A 17,741-nucleotide genomic window follows, 5' to 3' on the forward strand; every position below is an offset into this window, starting at 1 on the left:
GAATCGTAACGTGAATCATCAGTATCATCAGCAGATTTGGAATACAGTATTGCAAATTCCAGTCGGTAGAGTGGCCAGTTATGGTCAAATTGCTGATTTGGCGGGATTGCCTGGACGAGCCCGTTTAGTAGGTAAAGCCTTAGGTTATGCGCCCGATTCACTGCAGGTGCCTTGGCACCGAGTACTTCGCTCAGATGGTAAAATTGCGTTTCCGGCGCAAAGTGAAAAGTCCAATTTGCAAATAGGCTTATTGCAACAAGAGAATGTTGCTGTTTTTAATAACAGAGTGAAATTGAAAACGTTTCAATGGCAACCTGATCTGGCTGAGCTGCTATTTAAATTGAATTACTAATGCCAATGTAGCTTGCTGCGTTGCTATTAAAAGCGTGTTCGAAAAGCATTCAATATGACGCATATCTGATTGCTATAAACATTTGATAATTTTAAAGATTACATAGAGTTTTCTTGTGCCAAACGGCGGTGTAGTTTATGTTTAAGTGTATGTATTTTAATCATCGAGCTTTTGAAGCGTGTTAAAAGAAATTTCAATTGATGAATTAAAGCCAGGTATGTTCGTTCAAGCGATAGTTGAACAGCGTGGCAATATGAAAATTAAAAGCCAAGGAAAGGTTACCAAGCGCGCTATTGTTAGCCAACTTAGAAAAAAAGGCATTGTTCGACTTCTTATCGATCCTAGCAAGGAGTTCACACCCGAGCCCGAGTCTGACGTCGACACCACCTTATCTTCTCAAGCACAAGATCCCCGCTCCTCTAAAGGGCATATTACCTTTGATGCAGAAATTGCAGTAGCTAAGCAATTACATGAAAAAGGTAAAGTGATTCAAAATAGGATGCTCAAATTGGTAGCCAAAGGCTTACCAGTTGATTTAAAGCTACCTAAAGAATTTACTGAGCAGTTGGTTGGTTCTATCGACCGAAACCCCAATGCATTGATGTGCTTAACTAAAATACGTGAAAAAGATAGTTATTTGCTAGAACACTCGCTTAACGTGGCCATTTTGTTAGCCAACTTTGCGCAATTTATCGAGTTGCCAGAAATAGAAGTGCAAGAGCTGGCTCTGGCTGGCTTTTTACACGATATTGGTAAAATTAAAATTCCAGATAGTATTTTGCATAAACCTGGCCGCCTGACCGATCCCGAAATGAATATTATGCGTGATCATGTTTTTCATGGCATACAAACCTTAGAAGAAATAGGGCTGCCAGAACATATTATTAAAATAATGTCAGAGCACCATGAGCGTCTAGATGGGTATGGTTATCCTGAAGGTTTACGTGGTGAAGAAATTAGTAAGTATGGTCGCATGATAGCAATCGTAGATACCTATGACGCCATAACTGCCGACCGGTGTTATAAATCAGGAATGTCTTCCCAAAAAGCGCTAAAAATACTTTTGGGCGACTCACCCGTTAAATACGATCTGCCTCTTGTGCAGATGTTTATTAAGTGCGTGGGTGTTTATCCTGTAGGTAGCTTAGTGAAATTAAATAATGAACAGGTTGGTATGGTGGTGGCAAGTAATGAATCTGCCCCTTTAAAGCCTGTCGTTAAAGTGTTTTATTCTGCTCGCACCCAAAACTACTTACCTATAAAAGATATTGATTTAGCGCAGAGTCAAATGAAAGTAGAAAAAGGCGTGAAGCCTAGTCAGTTTGATATTGATTTTAATCGCTACTTTGACCAGCACATTGCCATATAACTTGACGTGCAGATAGATAACACTCACAGGACTGTGGTTGAATTAACCGACAACATCATAACCATTTTCTAAACTTGATGGCTAGGTACTTGTTATCTATTTATCTATTTATCTAACTATCTAATTATCTATCGTTGCCATAAGCACATCGCAATATCTCGCGCATCTGATCATCAGTAATGTGCGAAGGACACAGGCCTTTATCTACTAACTCTTCTTTTACACTTGCCACTGGCTTATCTGCTATATAAGCGCTGTGCTTTTTGACATAACGTGTTAAATTTTGTTGCAACTTACGAGTTAAACAAGACATACATCACCTGATACTTCTGGGGTTACCAATCAAAAAAACTGTACTTTTCTTATACAGCATAAATCGAACCATGTTTTTAATCTTGTTTAAAAACATAGAGTTGAGCTTTCTAAGGGGAGGTAGGTTTTAGGGGGGCTGTCAAAAAGTCTGACAGAATCGGTCAAATCTACACTGAATTACCTGAAAGTAATTCATAATGGTTCGGGTCATTTTGTTAGAGTCTGTTACCGATGAGTTGAAAGGCCTGTTGATTTTCAACATCTTGATTATTTATTAACTGATTAGGTTTAAATTGAAACCAATGCTAAGTAAACGCAAACATTTAATCTGGACCCCACTACAAATCAAAATTTTTGTATTAGTGGTGAGCCTTTTTAGTATGGTATTTGCGTTAACCCTTCTGAGTATTTATAACGCGGCTTATAATCAAGCCGAACGTCAGTTTCTATCTCGTTTGAGTGTCGGCCGTAATGTATTTTTGAATGAACTGGCAAACGCGAAGTCCCAACTTGATCTTAACGTCGAAACGGTTTCTAAAGACTGGGCTCTGCGCAGCGCAATTGGTCAAGGGGAAGATTCAGAATCAATCCGCACAATTTTATTTAATTTTGGTAGTCGTATTGATGCCGACGTTGCTTTGGTGTTAGACAAGAAGTTTACCCTTATCTCCCAATACGGAGGTGAAGACGATGAAGTTGTACAGGCCTTGGGTCGAGAATTAAGTGACGAGCAAAAACACCAAGCCTGGATCACTATGATGGGGGAGCAACCCTTTTTAGTTTCCGCTGAACCGATTCGAGCGCCCGGCGTCATTGGTTGGCTGATTATGGGGAAAAAACTCAATTTAAGTTTGTTTGACCGTATTAAAAGCCTAATTTCTTTAGATATTAACCTGGCGGTTGTTAGTGACAATCAGGCATTACTGCCCTTATCGACAATAAATAACGATGAATTCCTCAATCAAGCCATTACCAAAAGCAGTGTAATGCTGCCAGACCAAAGTCGCTCAATTGAGTTTCAAACTGTAGACACCCATGACACTGTATTACTGCCATTTATGCTGTTTGAAGATAATCGACGACAGTTTGTGGTGGTATTACAAGATTCGATTCAGTCATGGCTGAAAACTTTGCGGCAGTTTATGCTTGAGTTGCTGCCGTTTTTTGCCGTGGGCTTATTGTTGGCGGTGATGGGCTCGTATTACATTGCCCGCAGTATTACCCGACCTGTGGGGCGTTTGCTTGATGCTGCTAAATTGGTCGCCAGTGGTAAGTACAGTGAAACCATTCAGGTCTCTGAGAAAAGTGAGTTAGGTGAATTAGCCCTAGAGTTTGGCAATATGCAACACGCTGTTATGGAGCGTGAACAAAAGATAAAGGATCAGGCTGAAGAAATTAGGCAAACCAATAAAGCCAAATATCAAATTGAAATTGTGCAAAAAGAACAAGAGTTGGCGAAGTCTGCCAATGAGGCAAAAAACCGCTTTTTAGCCAATGTCAGTCACGAAATACGCACACCATTAAATTCCATCATTGGATATACCCAAGTGCTAGATGATGCACAAGCAAGTCATCAGGAGAAGCAACAAGCGACTCAAGCAATTAACAGTAGTGGCCAATACCTGCTTAATATTATCAACGATGTACTCGACCTATCGAAGATCGAGGCGGGAAAAATTCACCTGCAAAATATCGATACCTGTACCGTGAGTTTGTTAAATGAAGTTCAATCCTACATGCGCCGTTTTGCCGCAGAAAAAAGCTTAGAGTTTAATTTGCAACTGCACTTCCCTTTGCCGCGCTTTATCAACACCGATCCTACTCGCCTAAAACAAATATTGCTTAATTTATGCAACAACGCCATTAAGTTTACCGACGAAGGGAAAGTGGAATTACAGGTTTATTTTGATAGTTATAAACGACGTCTGATTTTTGTGGTCTCTGACAGTGGCGTGGGCATGAGTGAAGAGCAACAATTACGTTTGTTTACTGCGTTTTCTCAAGGTAGCTCAGCGATTAATCGTAAATACGGCGGTACAGGACTGGGGTTATATATCAGTAAACAGCTGATTGAAATTATGGGCGGGCACATCAAAGTGACCTCGCAAGAAGGAGAAGGCAGCCAATTTGCTGTGTATCTCCCTTGGGCTGAAGCTCACAACAGAGCTATGTTAACCTCGCAAAAAGAGGCGGACGACATTGCCATGGAGTATCGCCACAACAACGTGGAAATCCCACGATTGTCAGGCCATATTCTGTGTGTGGACGATAACCAAGATAATTTACAATTAGTGGCTTATTTACTAAGAAAAACCGGTGTGAAAATGAGTTTAGCAAGTAGCGGTTTTGAAGCCCTAGAACTGGCTAAACAGCATCGATTTGAGTTGATATTAATGGACATGCAAATGCCTGATATGGACGGCTTAGAAACCACTCAGCGATTGTTAGAGTTTGGAGTGCAATGCCCTATTTTAATGCTGACCGCTAATGTCGACAGCGAAAGTATTCAACAAGTGATGCAAGCTGGCGCAACGGCACACTTTGGTAAACCCATTAAGACCGAAGCCTTCTATGCAAAGTTAACCGAGTTAATGGATTTAAAAACCTACAATCAAATTGCACAGCAAGATACCCAGCCTAGTAACGAGTTTGAACGGTTAATAGAAGACTATAAAAATAGTTTTGAGTCAAAAATTGCCGACATGCAAGCCGCAGCTGACCAGCAAGACTGGCATCAAGTGCAGCAGCTCATGCATAAATTAAAAGGCTCTGCTGGCAGTTATGGTTTTGACCGTATTAGTGAACTGGCGAAACAAGTCGAAGATAACGTTACCCAAGAGCACTTTAGCAATGCAATAGACAGCCTCAATCAATTAAAACAACTAATGAGAGAGACCTGCGCGGATAACCATTAACTCGTGTACCCGATTCATTTAGTTATACTGCAGTTTAGACCCAATTTAAGTTTAGTCTAAGCTCAATCTAGACCTAATCTCGACAAGCAATCCTAAGGCTTAAAACAAGGAAATAAGGTGAAAGTACTGGTCTTTATATTGTTAATCACTACCCTGCTGACTGCATGCAGCAAACATATAACAATTGATAGTCTATACAGCAACTGCCGAGACAAAAGCGAACATTCCATTGTAAATTATATGGCTCAATTTCAGGTAGTTAATGATATTAGCGGTGAAGAACTTGTGGGTTTATTCGATGGTAAAACCAGTAAAACTGAAAGTGTCGATTTATGCCAATGCTTTGTTAGTAAATTTAAAAAACAAAACATTGAGGTACAAAATCAAAGCCTAACTGAGATCCAATCCATTAATGAGCAGTTAAAAGACGAGTTGCGATTATTTGCGAAAAAAGGCGTACTAGGCAGAATCAGTCACCGCGATGAATACCAAAAAATTGAAGGTTTTATGCCTAAAATAGCCAATGTAAAACGCTTAATTAGAGAAGCAAGTGAGAATAAATACAAGCACCAAAGGTGTTTGTAATAGTCGACTCATTGGCACTAAATGAGTCTAATATTGATACACTAATCCTAGGTAAAATGTACGACCACTAGTGGTTGAGTTATATGCTCTATTTGCAGAGTCACTATATTGTTCTTCTCGTTCATTGCTGAGATTTTGTGCTTCCACGGTGAACTGCCATTGTGGATTCAACTGCCAGCTAAAACTAGCATCAATATACATAGTGGAATGAAAACCTGTTTCATCTTCGTCTTGCAAGGTCATAGGGTTGACTTGATGGATATAATTATCTCGATAGGACACTGATATTCGTCCACTTAGGGTTTTATCATCGTAATACAAAGTCGCAGCGGCAGTTTTTTTTGATAAATAAGGCAATGCCTTCTTAAACAAAAACTGCCCATCGTTATTGTTGTACCCCTTAGTTCCATGGGTATAGTTGAAGTGGCCGATTATACCCACGTGTTGCCAAATAGAGGTTAAATACGACCATTCATAACGCAACATAGTTTCAAAGCCAAACAAAGAAACAGATTCTGCATTTTGATTGGTAACTAGTGTAATGGAGGAGTTGTCAGAAAGTCCGCTAGCTTGCCATGTGTTTTCTAGCCCCGTTTCAGCGAAGGTTAAAGATCTTGCTTGTGGTGTAATAAAGTCATTAATTGATTTAAAGAAAGGCGTTACTGACAATGCCATATGATCGTTTGCTTCCCATTCTATAGATGCGTCAATATTAGTTGAGGCATAGGGGTGCAGGTCTTGATTTGAGGCATAGATAACGTTGTCTATAGGGTCATATTCGGCATAGTCTTTCAAATCATCAAGTGAAGGGTTCGCTAAATTGCGAGACAAACTGAATCTAAATGTATAAGGTAACGCTGGTCGCCAAACTACATTCATAGTTGGTAACCAGTTAACATGTTTGCTACCAGTATTTTTACTAGAAAAGTTTTTCCCACTATTTGTTATTTCTTGTTGGTAACGACTGCCCACCACCACTAAAAACTCTTTGTGTTGCCACTTTAATGTAACAAAAGCAGATGATTTTTTTTCTTTTAAGTTATCTTCAAATCGTTCAATCAATCCGACATTGTTAGTTAATGAATAAGGATCAATGCCAAAGTATTGAATAGCATCGTGGGTTTGTAAGCCTAGCCAACCCACGTTGGGGTGAGAATCTACTAATAAAGTATGTTTGTTGGGTAAATACTGTGCGGTAGTTGACCATAGGTCTAACAATAAATCATTTTGATATATTGATAATGTTCGGGTGTCAAAGGTAGTGCTTTCAAGTCCCCATTGCCATAGAAGGTTTGGTGAAGCTTGGTAATTTAGGGCCACTTTGCCATGTTGATATTGGGTTGTTGCAAAATACTCCTCTAAATCGATTTCTCGCATTTCCCAAAGGCTTTGCTGTTTAAGGTCGCTGCCATATTTAATATCGGCAAAAAAGCGGTCAGTGCGGTAATCGATACTAATATCTGACGTGCCTTGCGTATAAATTTTATTACTTGTGGGAATCTCAAAGTTAGATTTTTCTAATCCTAATAGTAAATCTAATGACCATTTTTCCGATAGGTTTATTGAACTATTAAATACAGTTTGGTTATAGGTTGTTTTGGTACTTTGCGCGCGACTTTCAGTTGCCACTCTTGCATTACTGAATACACTGTATACCAGTTCGTTATTGGCATTTAATTGAGCATCAACGAATTCGGTTGTACCAGGTATTATCGGTGTTGATTGATCGCCCCGTGGATAAAGATGGAACTCATTTCTGTTTGCGCTTAAAACGGCGTACAGAACGTCTACACGAGCTAAAGCTTTGTTACCTTGGTATTCAACTGACAAGTTTAACCCTTGCCTTTTTTGTTCACTTTGCCATAAAGAATAACGATTACCCCGTGGCATTATGACTTCATTGTTCGCAAAGGCCTTTTGAATTTCAGGAGACAAAGAGGTTAGTGATATTCCGCTAGGTTCAATTGCTCGCCATCGAATCGTATTTGCTCCGCGCTCTTCTACAAATCGACGTCCCTCTGATGCCGAAAGCAAAGCGCCCCAATTCCCCCTCGTATTTGAAATTAAACCCGTTACACGCGGTGCGGCCTTATCAGTATATTCATTGTTGCCGAGTTGGGGAGCAACCACAAAATGAAACCCCTTTTGGTCAAACGGCCGGTTAGTTTGTAATGCTAATGTGCCCGCTAGTCCTCCGGTCGTTTGCTCTGCACTATATGATTTAAGTACTTGCGCTTGACTAAATAGTTCAGACGAAAACACATTGAAATCCAAAGAGCGATCATGTTGTTTTTGCACGCGACTGTCCATGGGCGAATCGTTATTTGCAAGTACAGGCATGCCGTTGATGGTAACTAAGGTAAAATCAGGAGAGGTCCCTCGCAGCGAGACTTGACGACCTTCACCTGCTTCACGGGTAATCACCACCCCAGGAATTCTTTGCAGGGATTCTGCCATATTAATATCAGGATAATTTGCCATATCCTCAGATACCAAGGCATCTGAAACTACCACAGTGCGACTTTTTAATTGCTTAGCTTTATCTAAAGACGCGCGCAAACCTGTTACTATAATTTCATCAATATTGTCAGCCGCGGAGTTGGTAACGTCTTTAACTACTCGAGTAAATTCAATGCCATAGGCTGTTATAGTGTATTTCCAAAGACTATTTTTGGTAATTTTGTTGAGGATTGCGTTGAGCTTATATAATCCTTCTATATTGATTTTCTTTTCTGATTTTTCATTGTTTCCATTGATCACTACAGGAACTTGATAAACTTCCGATATTTGCCTTATTGCATTTTCAATTGAGCTATTTTGTATCTGAATGAATTGTTTGCTATTGGTATTTGGCTGCACATGAATGATGCTACTTGCCATAGTGTTGGGTACATAAAAAAAGATACTATGAAATAACCAGTGTATGAGGATTAAGTCCATGTATAGCCGACTATTACCAGGGTTATAAAATAGCAAAATAATGCCTTAGCATGCGGAGCAAAAAATAGTTAAAAAACCAAATGCGAACTTAAAAATTAACTGATGATTAATAGCTAAGAGTAATTTTGTGGTCGTCATGGGTTAGGCTGAATTGTTGTGCATTGGCAATTAGGGTTAACGACTGTAGCGACTGATCCAGTGGAAAACGACCGCTAATTTTAAGGTTAAGCAATTCTTGAGACGCTATTTCGACCGGCTTTTCGATATACCGCTGCATATGTTCGACTACTTCTTGAAGCGGACGCTGATCAACTTCCAGCCAGCCACTACGCCAAGGAGGTAACATTGGTAGTTGCTTTGCTTCTAATTTTCTAGGTTGTCCATTTTCGACTAAAACTTGCTCCCCTTTTGTTAACACCAGTACTTCAGCAGCTTTAATTTGTACACGACCTTGGTAAACAGTAATTAACGTACTTGCATTGCTATGATCCACATCAAATGCTGTGCCTAACACTCGTATTTGTGTATCCCCAACGTCAATGACAAACGGGCGTTTTTTATCTTTGGCAACATCAAAATATATTTGACCTTTTTCCATTCGAGCATATCGAGACGTACTGCTTTGTTGCACTTGCAATTGACTATCAGCATTCAAGTGAACTTGAGTACCGTCTTGCAACACTTGAGAGGTACGAGAACCTACTGGCGCTTGGATTTGCTGTTGATATATTGCCTGTGGCGTAGCAATGAAGGTGGGAGGTTCTTCTGGTGTTCGAAGCAGAAAAACAAAAAATGACATAAAAATAGCAATACAAGCTAGGCTTGCAGCTACGCTGCTTGGAGTGAATTGATTTAGGCTAATTATGTAGGGTGAGGGTTTATTCTGAGATCTTTTCTTTAAAGGACTTTTTGCATTTTTCACCTCAGTGCCCATTGCCGCGGCCAATTCTGATGAATGCATTGCTTGACTGATTTTGTGATATGCCACTGCATTTTCTGGCAAGTCTAACCAACGCTCAAATTCTTTTTTTTGTTTAGAACTAAGCGAGTCTTGTTGATCGAACCAATCCGCGGCTCGTGCTAATCTGTGTTCATTCATCTATTGTTCTCAATCTGCCAAGTGATACTGCTTCGGTTAACTTATTAAACGTCGAATCATTAGGAAAGGTGACAATTTTTATAGTTAATTCCAGTCATTTTTTTCCATGCTTAAAGTAATATCCACCATGGCTCGATTAATATGCTTTTTGACAGATTCTATGGATAACCCTAGTTCATTCGCAATTTCTTCTCTACTTATTCCTTCCAAGCGACGCATTCTAAATACTTGTTGCCGTAGTGGAGGCATATCATTTAATACCTCCGACAGTAGTCTCACTTGTTCGAGTTTAAGAAAGTCATCTTCTAATCGTTGGCTCTGTGAATGCTCGTCGAGTATTTCAGACTGCGTTAGATGCTTTTTTTCATTACGCCAATGATCAAATAAAGCCGATTTAGCTACAGTAATTAAGTATGCAAGCGGGTTATTCAACCTTTGCTTTGAATCCTGATTTAGGTTATTTCGAATTGTTCGCAACATGGTTTCTTGTAGTACATCATTAGTAACATCAGTGTTTTGTGTTCGTGCTTGAACAAACATTCTGATTTTCGGCATTAGCTTAATGAACGGATCATTTTTTTTCATAAGAATATTCGCTCGAACTTTTAATGTCGAAATACGAGGCAATCCTAAGGCTATATTCTGTAGAGCCAGTAAGTCATTGAATTTTCCAACAAAAGTAAATTAAGGTCACTTAGTGAAAATTGACTAGTTGGGCTATTCAGAGTTCAGCATTACAACTACGCGGGAGCGTGATAATACGGTTTTATTGTGACAATTTAGTGACAAATAAACCTTCAAAAAATATATAAAAAAGCCTGTCCCCTTATTAGATTTAGCGCCGTCTTACTGCGCAAAGAACCTTGATTGAGATCACCAAAAAATAAAACGTGATTTTGATCATGCAAATTACTTTGAATAAAAAGGAAGCAACATGAAATTGAAACATTTCACTATTACTTTAGCCGCAGTGAGTGTGCTTAGCGCTTGTAACATTGGCGACGACAATGACGCCGAAGTTAGCGCACTACAAGAGCAAGTCGCGCAATTGCAAACTGAGCTAGATAATATAGATACGGCTAATGCTGCAGAGGTTGCCACCTTGAATGCGACTGTAGTGGCCATGCAGACGCAGATTGATGAGATGACAGCAGAGCTCGCCAGTCTACAAGACGGGTCTAATAGCGATACAACCAATGAAGAAATTGCCGCGTTGGAAGCAGAAATTGCGTCGTTACAATCATCCTTGGATGCCTTAACAGCAACAGCTCCTATTTTGGGCATTAATGCTACGTCTGGGGCAAACGTTTTACCAGAAGCCTCAGATAATATTTTGCGTTTTGCTATTTTCCCTGATACTCAAGGCCGAGATGACGACAATATGTCTATGTATGTAGACGTTGATAAAGACGGCAATACTTTAGCGGTTAAAGAGTATGTTGGCGTCGATTACAATCGCGACGGTTATTACGATGCAGGTACTGAAAGTCAGAATGATGCCGTAAAAGACGGCGATTGGGATGAAGATGGTATTAGCTATTTGGTTAACGTTACTGATCCATTTCACCCATTTATTGAGCTAGATGATGCTGGCGAACCTATTGTTGTTGCACCTGAAGACCGTAAAGATTTTGGCCCTGACTGGAAAGTTATTCCTCTCCCTTTGGTTGAAGCAGTAACTGATAAGATGATTGAACTAGACGTCGATTTGGTACTGGCTACTGGGGATATCACCGAGTATCGTGCTGAGTCAGACTATGTGCAATGGATGGAAAAAATTGCCGTCCCTTTAAGGGAAGCGGGTATTAGTATTTTTCCCGCTCGAGGCAATCATGAAGTGGTTAATGGTAGGAATTGGCCTGCATGGTTTACTAACGAGCAAGAATGGGAACGCCAGTCCGTAAATAATGTATACAATGAGATCAACCCCTACGACGGTTATAGCCAGGTAGATTTTGACCAAGGTTATCGACTCTATAAAGCGTATACTGGTTCACTTGTTCAAGAGCATATAGATAATGGTAAAGCAATAGGTTTTCCCGGCGCTGAAGATTTAGTGTATTACTTCATAGAAGACAAAACTATGTTTATTGCACTCGATTTCTACTTTGCCGAACTGTATAGCAGTGCCTACAAAGGGACGTGGACAATTTTACGCGATTGGCTAGAAGAGGTGATTACCGCTAATGCTAGTGAGGTGGATCATATTGTCGCTTTTGGTCACGAACCCTTATCGACTAAAAAACGTCCTCAAACCTATCAAGTAGAAATTTACGATGCTTACGTCGCGAATAGAATTGCGCTGGAAGAAGCTAAAGACGCTGCCCAAGAAACCCTAGATACCGCTATAGCGAACAATGCATCAGCCGAAGAAATCGCAGTTTATACAAATCAATTAGAGGCCGCTATCAGTGCTTATGAAGAGTTGGAAGAACCCAGCTTAGCTGGTTACGATATTGGTCAGTTGGGCTATTTAAAACTGCAAAGTGAGGCTGAACCTGGCTTAGAGTCTGCTATCTTAAATTTGTTTAACAATTATAAGGTGACTTATATTGCCGGACACGACCACCAATACGCGCGTAGCTTAATTCATCCAACCGCAGACGACAAAGATACAGCGAATGGCTTTACCCAAATCATTGGCGGTAACGCGTCATGGAAAGCCTATGAAGATTTGTACGGTATGCATGATGAACATGAAACTGGGCTATTTATAAATAACTTCTACGACTCAATCACTGGGGGGAATTTGACCAATAGTGAAGGAGATAATTACGCTAGCATTAGTTCTGATTTAGGCAATGGTATTTCGTTTGTTTTGGTTGAAATCAACGGCCGTCAAATTACCACCAAAGCCTATTACGCTGATCACACCTTAACTGAAGTTGATATGAACTTGGGTGCTCACTATGATTATGACAGTAACTCGTGGTGCACATACAGTGGTGATTTTATGGTTGCTGGGTCTGTCACCACTACGCAAACATGTGATCAAGTTGCATGGCAAGTGTTAGATGAGAATACCCGCACTACTGATGCCACTGTTAGAGTGGTAGCCCCAGACCAAAACTATTACGCCTATTCAGAAGCCAAAGCAGAAAATGGTTATATTGGCTCACAAGCAACTATTGTTGATGGATATAATCTTACTTATAACAGTTCATATGCGGCTACAGTGGGTGAGGTTGAACGTCTGCGCGAACTATTTTCAATGAGTTGGTTTGTCGATGATGATGCTTCTACCCTTTCTGATGTATTGTTACTCAGCGGTAACCAAACTCAAGAAGGTTCGTATTTTAACCAATATGGTGATCTTGTTGCGCCTGATATAGATGTAGATAACGGAGTATTGGCAGAAGGTGAATCTGCTTCACTGACTTACGTAAACCAAAACGGTGAAGAAGTAAACAATCCAACTCATACAACACGGGATGGAGTTTTCATTAAAGGTACAGACATAGAAGCATCTTTAAATCCATCTCTTGCTAATGGTAATCCCAGTGGGAACGATGCTAATTGGGATGGTCGCTACTTGCCTGATGGTCTCGACTTTGCTGATGCGTTAACGTTAGTATTTGCCGCACCAGAAGGTTACACACTTACCGACTTAACCATTGGTCGCTACGATGAAGCCACCCAATCATGGGCTCAGGCTTTTGCAGAAGAGTGTTATGTGGAAACGGGTTACTCTGATCATTATTCTGTCTACTACAGACTCACCGACCAACATCCAGAGGGGGGTTATCAGGTGTCTAACTGTCAACAACGTTACTGGGGTTATGTAAAAGATAGCAATACAATTTGGGGTTTTGTGCATACCGATGGGAAATTTGCAGTTATCGAAAAATAAACTGAGATAAAAAGCAAACCTCGCATTGAAGATGTAGTTAACTTCCCATTGCGAAACCTTAAAAAGCCTATCATGACGATAGGCTTTTTGCTTTGATAACAAACAGGGTGGATTCTCTATTCGCAAAAGTACCAATTGAGTTAATCGTCATACAAGTCAAAACAAGGCGTTGAATGACGATTCAACTATGACCATAATGCATTTATTACTCGGAAGGCTCTTTTAAAACTGCGACTGGTGGTTACCGATATACTTAGGAAGCTCATCAAAGAAGTTTGTGTCGTGCAAGTCTATTTAGGATCCTTAGATCTTATTAACTTCCTGGATACTTGTCCCGAATAAAGCTGTCAAACGCAGGATCAGATGTGTAACGGCCTATATCCCAAGTTGGAAATTCAAATAAGTCTTTAGCGATGTCTTGGATAGCTTCGGTTAATTCAACCTGTTGAACGAGCTGCTCATCAATACTATTTAAACCATAAAGCGCTCCCCATAGGTTTCCAGAGATAGCACCGGTTGAGTCGGAGTCACCGTCATGGCTAACGGATATGCTCATCAGATGATTGAAATCATTGGCGACTATTGCACAATACAATGAAATGGCTAGTGCCTCTTCTGCAATCCAGCCTTCGCCCATTCGTTGAATGGCTTTTGCATAATCGCTTTGTGTTTTCGATAACCTTAGAGCCTGTTCAATTGCATCAATGGTTTCGTCAGCGTTTCGTTGCTCTTTGAGTATTGGGATAACCGAAAGTGTCGCATCTACTAGGGTGTAACCGTCTAATATTTGATAAATGATGGCGGAAAATGCCCCTGAGGCCAAATAGCCAGTGGGGTGACCATGGGTGAGTTGCGCCGCATCACAGCCAAGCTTAAAACAATCCTCAAGGGTGAAATTCGTTTTGTCGCGCCAACAAAATAATCCAATAGGGGCAACACGCATCACACCACCACAACCTTTGCTGTCATTTAGGGCCAACTCATCAAATTCTCCTGCTGTGCTAAGGGCATTCAAACAGGTATTCCCTGGGGCGCGCTGGTCGTGGAGCTCTGGGGATTGCCAAAGTACGCCGTCTCTAATAACCCTTAAATCACTCGGGGATGAATGGGATTGAGTTTGCAACCAGCGCTGATAAGCATGACCAATACACCCTAACCACGACGTCCTTCCTTCGTGTTTTCCTTTCACAAAAGCTCGTAGCAAACCTTCAGCGGTAAAAAGCGTCATCTGAGTATCGTCGGTAATAGCACCCACTTTGCCGTAGGCTGGCAATAACGAAGTAACACCTTTATCGCCATGCAAAGCTAAAATCCGTTCCCGTGAGATAAATTCTACTGGCGCACCATACGCATCACCGATTGCCCCGCCAAGCATACAACCAAGGAATTTATCTTGAACTTCATTTGCGTTTTGCTCTGCTGTATTTCCTAGATGTGGTTGGACGTTAAGTGCTTCCATGTATTTTTCGAAACAGAAATCTGGCTGGTGGAAAAACTCGTGTACTTGCAATTGTGTGCCGGTATGCATCGATGGAATGGCGGTAAGGTCAATTAGCTTTCGCCAATTTTCTACTAGCTCACCATTGAATGATTTTCCAAGACCATACTGCCAATAACTAATGTAATTAGTGCCTGCATCTGATGCATACGCTTGGGAAATTTTTCCCGAGCGATGAATGTTGTATTTAAATTTCTTTTCTGGGGAACAAGCTCTGCCAGCGGGATCTAAACCACTGCAAATCCTTTTAACCATCGATAACGCATTATCATCTAGAAATTCATAAGCACACATGATTAATTGACTATCTTTTAACGTAAATGCGGCAACTAAGCGGTTTTTACACTGAATTGTTACTATTTCGTCTTTGGCTAGGTCAATCGAACCATATTTTAGGCTCCAATCAACCCCTGTACATTCTGTTTCCTGTTCAAGTTCTGGCTCACACAGGACGTTACACAATGCTTCTAGACCAGGGAGTAATTTGGCTCTATCAATCTCTTTGTCATTAAGTTTTGTCTGTAATCCGTGAAGTAGTAATTCAGGCGGCAATTTACCTTGATTACTTGCGGCAGCTATTAAGGCTTCAGTTGGTAGAAAATACACTTGCTCGGGGAGGTTCCATTTTTGCAAAGTGTCGGTGTTTATTTTCAATGCGACAAAACTAGTCATAATATGTCCCTTATTGATTAACCAGAGCAGCAACGAAATTTATAAGCTGCCTTGGAGCACTTAATCATTCACCTAAATAATCTCGTTAAGCATAGCCGACGTCAACCCTTCAGAGCCTGAGATTTAAAACCCCTTTACTAATATGCGACGGTTATTTTAAACCAGCAGATTGAATTCTAACGGTGTGTTTTAAATCATCTGCTAAGAAATGAATAGCCTTAAAAGTATTATTCAATATTCTGGATCTGCTCGCGCATTTGCTCAATCAACACTTTCAATTCCACTGCTGATTGGGTGATGTCGGCGTGGATGGATTTTGAGCCTAGGGTGTTTGATTCGCGATTAAATTCTTGCATCATGAAATCGAGTCTGCGGCCGCATGCGCCGCCTTTATTGAGGATATTGTGGGTTTCGCCAATGTGGGAGTTGAGGCGATCTAGCTCTTCGGCGACGTCGACTTTTTGCGCTAGCATAATCATTTCTTGTTCGACTCGGCCAGCTTCAAGTTCAATTTTTGCTTCTTCGAAACGACTGAGTAGTCGCTCTTTTTGCCAAGTGATGATTTCAGGCATTCTGGCACTAACAATTTTCACTTGTTGCTGAATACCGTCGAGGCGTTGTTCGATCATTTCTTTAAGGTTTACACCTTCTGCCGCACGGGCTTGGATGAAGTCGTTAAGGGTGTCATCAAAGCCTTTCATTATATCCGTTTGAATACTGTCCATATCGGTTTCTACGGTGGCAATAACTCCTGGCCAGCGTAGGATGTCGACGGGGTTTACACCGCTTGATTGACCGTGTGATTGCACCCAGTCGGCGGCGTTGAGTAGTTGTTTAGCAAGGTCTTCATTGAGACTTAACTCACCTACCGCGGCATCATTTGGAATGTAGCGTAAAGCGCATTCTACTTTACCGCGCTGCAGACGTTTTCTAAAGCGCTCTCTGAGCATGGGTTCTAATGAACGAAACTGCTCTGGAAGGCGGAAAAATGTTTCTAGGTAGCGCTGATTAACCGAACGAATTTCCCAAATTGCGGTGCCCCATTCAGCTTTTATTTCGTTGCGGGCAAATGCGGTCATGCTATATATCATGGGAATTCCTCGGTTATTTAAAATTTTAATGCTGGCATAGTTTACGCGTTATTAACACAATCCGCAGTGATTTTTGTTATTTGACCCTCTAGGATCAACTCGCGAATGATTGATTACGTTGGTATTGCGACAGTGGGCGCGGGGCTAAAGCACCCGCCTACAGGGATGAGTTGGAATTGGTTGTTCCTGTAGCTTGGTCTTTAGGCCATGAAAATTATCTCACACATCGCGGTGCTAAAGCATCCGTCTACAGGGTGGATTTGGGATTTATTTCATTGCTCACTGCAACATTTGCTGGAGTTAGGCTATAATCCTGCGCCATATCAATTAGGAGTTTAAAAATGCGTCCAAGTGGAAGAACTGCCAGTCAAATCCGTCCTGTTACTATTACTCGCCAGTTTACCTGTCATGCTGAAGGTTCGGTGTTGGTTGAATTTGGTAATACTAAAGTAATCTGTAACGCCACAGTTGAAGAAGGTGTGCCGCGTTTTATGAAAGGCCAAGGTAAAGGTTGGATAACTGCTGAGTACAGCATGCTTCCTCGTTCTACCCATACTCGCTCAGGTCGTGAAGCGGCTCGCGGTAAGCAAGGTGGACGTACTTTAGAGATTCAACGTTTGATTGCTCGTTCCTTACGCGCAGCCGTAGATTTGAAACTATTGGGTGAGAACACCATCACTTTAGATTGCGATGTTATTCAGGCAGATGGTGGTACCCGTACCGCTTCCATTACCGGCGCATGTGTTGCCTTAGTTGACGCCCTAACTTACATGCGTAGTAAAGGTATTTTAAAAGCTAACCCTCTTAAGTTCATGATTGCTGCTTTATCCGTAGGGGTTTACAAAGGTAATGCCATTGCTGACTTAGAATACTTAGAAGATTCTGATGCTGAAACAGACATGAACGTAGTTATGACCGAAACAGGCAAACTGATTGAAGTGCAAGGCACCGCTGAAGGCGAACCTTTCAGTTTTGACGAAATGAGTGAAATGCTTGAATTGGCGAAACACGGTCTTCGCGAGTTGTTCGATGTTCAAAAAAGCGCATTAAACTAATAA

The 17,741-nt window shown here is 41.0% G+C and carries 12 protein-coding genes; 6 read left to right on the forward strand and 6 right to left on the reverse strand.

The window, feature by feature from the left end:
* Nucleotides 1-10: 10 nt before the first annotated feature.
* Complete coding sequence (locus ABJV04_RS12090) at nt 11-352, forward strand: methylated-DNA--[protein]-cysteine S-methyltransferase (protein WP_348491765.1); 342 nt, start codon at nt 11-13, stop codon at nt 350-352.
* A 178-nt stretch (nt 353-530) separates the two neighbouring features.
* Nucleotides 531-1,721, forward strand: a complete 1,191-nt coding sequence (locus tag ABJV04_RS12095; protein WP_348491766.1) for an HD-GYP domain-containing protein — start codon at nt 531-533, stop codon at nt 1,719-1,721.
* 124 nt (nt 1,722-1,845) lie between these two features.
* On the opposite strand, the gene ABJV04_RS12100 is transcribed toward ABJV04_RS12095, so the two are convergent.
* Nucleotides 1,846-2,034, reverse strand: coding sequence for a hypothetical protein (locus ABJV04_RS12100; protein WP_348491767.1), 189 nt, complete (start codon nt 2,032-2,034; stop codon nt 1,846-1,848).
* Between the two features lie 301 nt (nt 2,035-2,335).
* Here ABJV04_RS12100 and ABJV04_RS12105 point away from each other — a divergent pair, with 301 nt between their 5' ends.
* On the forward strand, nt 2,336-4,948 hold the full coding sequence (locus ABJV04_RS12105) for an ATP-binding protein (RefSeq protein ID WP_348491768.1): 2,613 nt from the start codon (nt 2,336-2,338) through the stop codon (nt 4,946-4,948).
* Nucleotides 4,949-5,065: 117 nt separating this feature from the next.
* Nucleotides 5,066-5,533, forward strand: coding sequence for a hypothetical protein (locus tag ABJV04_RS12110; RefSeq protein ID WP_348491769.1), 468 nt, complete (start codon nt 5,066-5,068; stop codon nt 5,531-5,533).
* Between the two features lie 27 nt (nt 5,534-5,560).
* Here the strand turns inward: ABJV04_RS12110 and ABJV04_RS12115 are convergent, their stop codons facing one another.
* The 3 genes from ABJV04_RS12115 to ABJV04_RS12125 all read right to left on the reverse strand — a co-directional run bounded on the left by ABJV04_RS12115 (nt 5,561) and on the right by ABJV04_RS12125 (nt 10,157).
* Nucleotides 5,561-8,413, reverse strand: a complete 2,853-nt coding sequence (locus tag ABJV04_RS12115; RefSeq protein ID WP_348491770.1) for a TonB-dependent receptor — start codon at nt 8,411-8,413, stop codon at nt 5,561-5,563.
* Between the two features lie 166 nt (nt 8,414-8,579).
* On the reverse strand, nt 8,580-9,572 hold the full coding sequence (locus ABJV04_RS12120; RefSeq protein ID WP_348491772.1) for a FecR domain-containing protein: 993 nt from the start codon (nt 9,570-9,572) through the stop codon (nt 8,580-8,582).
* Nucleotides 9,573-9,656: 84 nt separating this feature from the next.
* A complete protein-coding gene (locus ABJV04_RS12125) occupies nt 9,657-10,157 on the reverse strand; it encodes an RNA polymerase sigma factor (RefSeq protein WP_348491774.1) in 501 nt (166 codons plus the stop codon).
* Nucleotides 10,158-10,506: 349 nt separating this feature from the next.
* On the opposite strand from ABJV04_RS12125, the gene ABJV04_RS12130 reads away from it, so the two are divergent.
* Nucleotides 10,507-13,422, forward strand: coding sequence for a metallophosphoesterase (locus ABJV04_RS12130; protein WP_348491776.1), 2,916 nt, complete (start codon nt 10,507-10,509; stop codon nt 13,420-13,422).
* A 313-nt stretch (nt 13,423-13,735) separates the two neighbouring features.
* Here ABJV04_RS12130 and ABJV04_RS12135 read toward each other — a convergent pair whose 3' ends face one another.
* Nucleotides 13,736-15,592: an ADP-ribosylglycohydrolase family protein gene (locus tag ABJV04_RS12135; protein WP_348491778.1), complete on the reverse strand. Its 1,857-nt coding sequence runs from the start codon at nt 15,590-15,592 to the stop codon at nt 13,736-13,738.
* 227 nt (nt 15,593-15,819) lie between these two features.
* Nucleotides 15,820-16,683 carry a YicC/YloC family endoribonuclease gene (locus ABJV04_RS12140; RefSeq protein WP_348491780.1) on the reverse strand — a complete coding sequence of 288 codons (864 nt, stop codon included), beginning with the start codon at nt 16,681-16,683 and terminating at the stop codon, nt 15,820-15,822.
* 341 nt (nt 16,684-17,024) lie between these two features.
* Here ABJV04_RS12140 and rph point away from each other — a divergent pair, with 341 nt between their 5' ends.
* On the forward strand, nt 17,025-17,738 hold the full coding sequence (gene rph, locus ABJV04_RS12145) for a ribonuclease PH (RefSeq protein WP_348491782.1): 714 nt from the start codon (nt 17,025-17,027) through the stop codon (nt 17,736-17,738).
* Nucleotides 17,739-17,741: the final 3 nt, after the last annotated feature.

Origin of the sequence: Aliiglaciecola sp., assembly GCF_039982535.1 — a bacterium.
Classification (GTDB): domain Bacteria; phylum Pseudomonadota; class Gammaproteobacteria; order Enterobacterales; family Alteromonadaceae; genus Aliiglaciecola.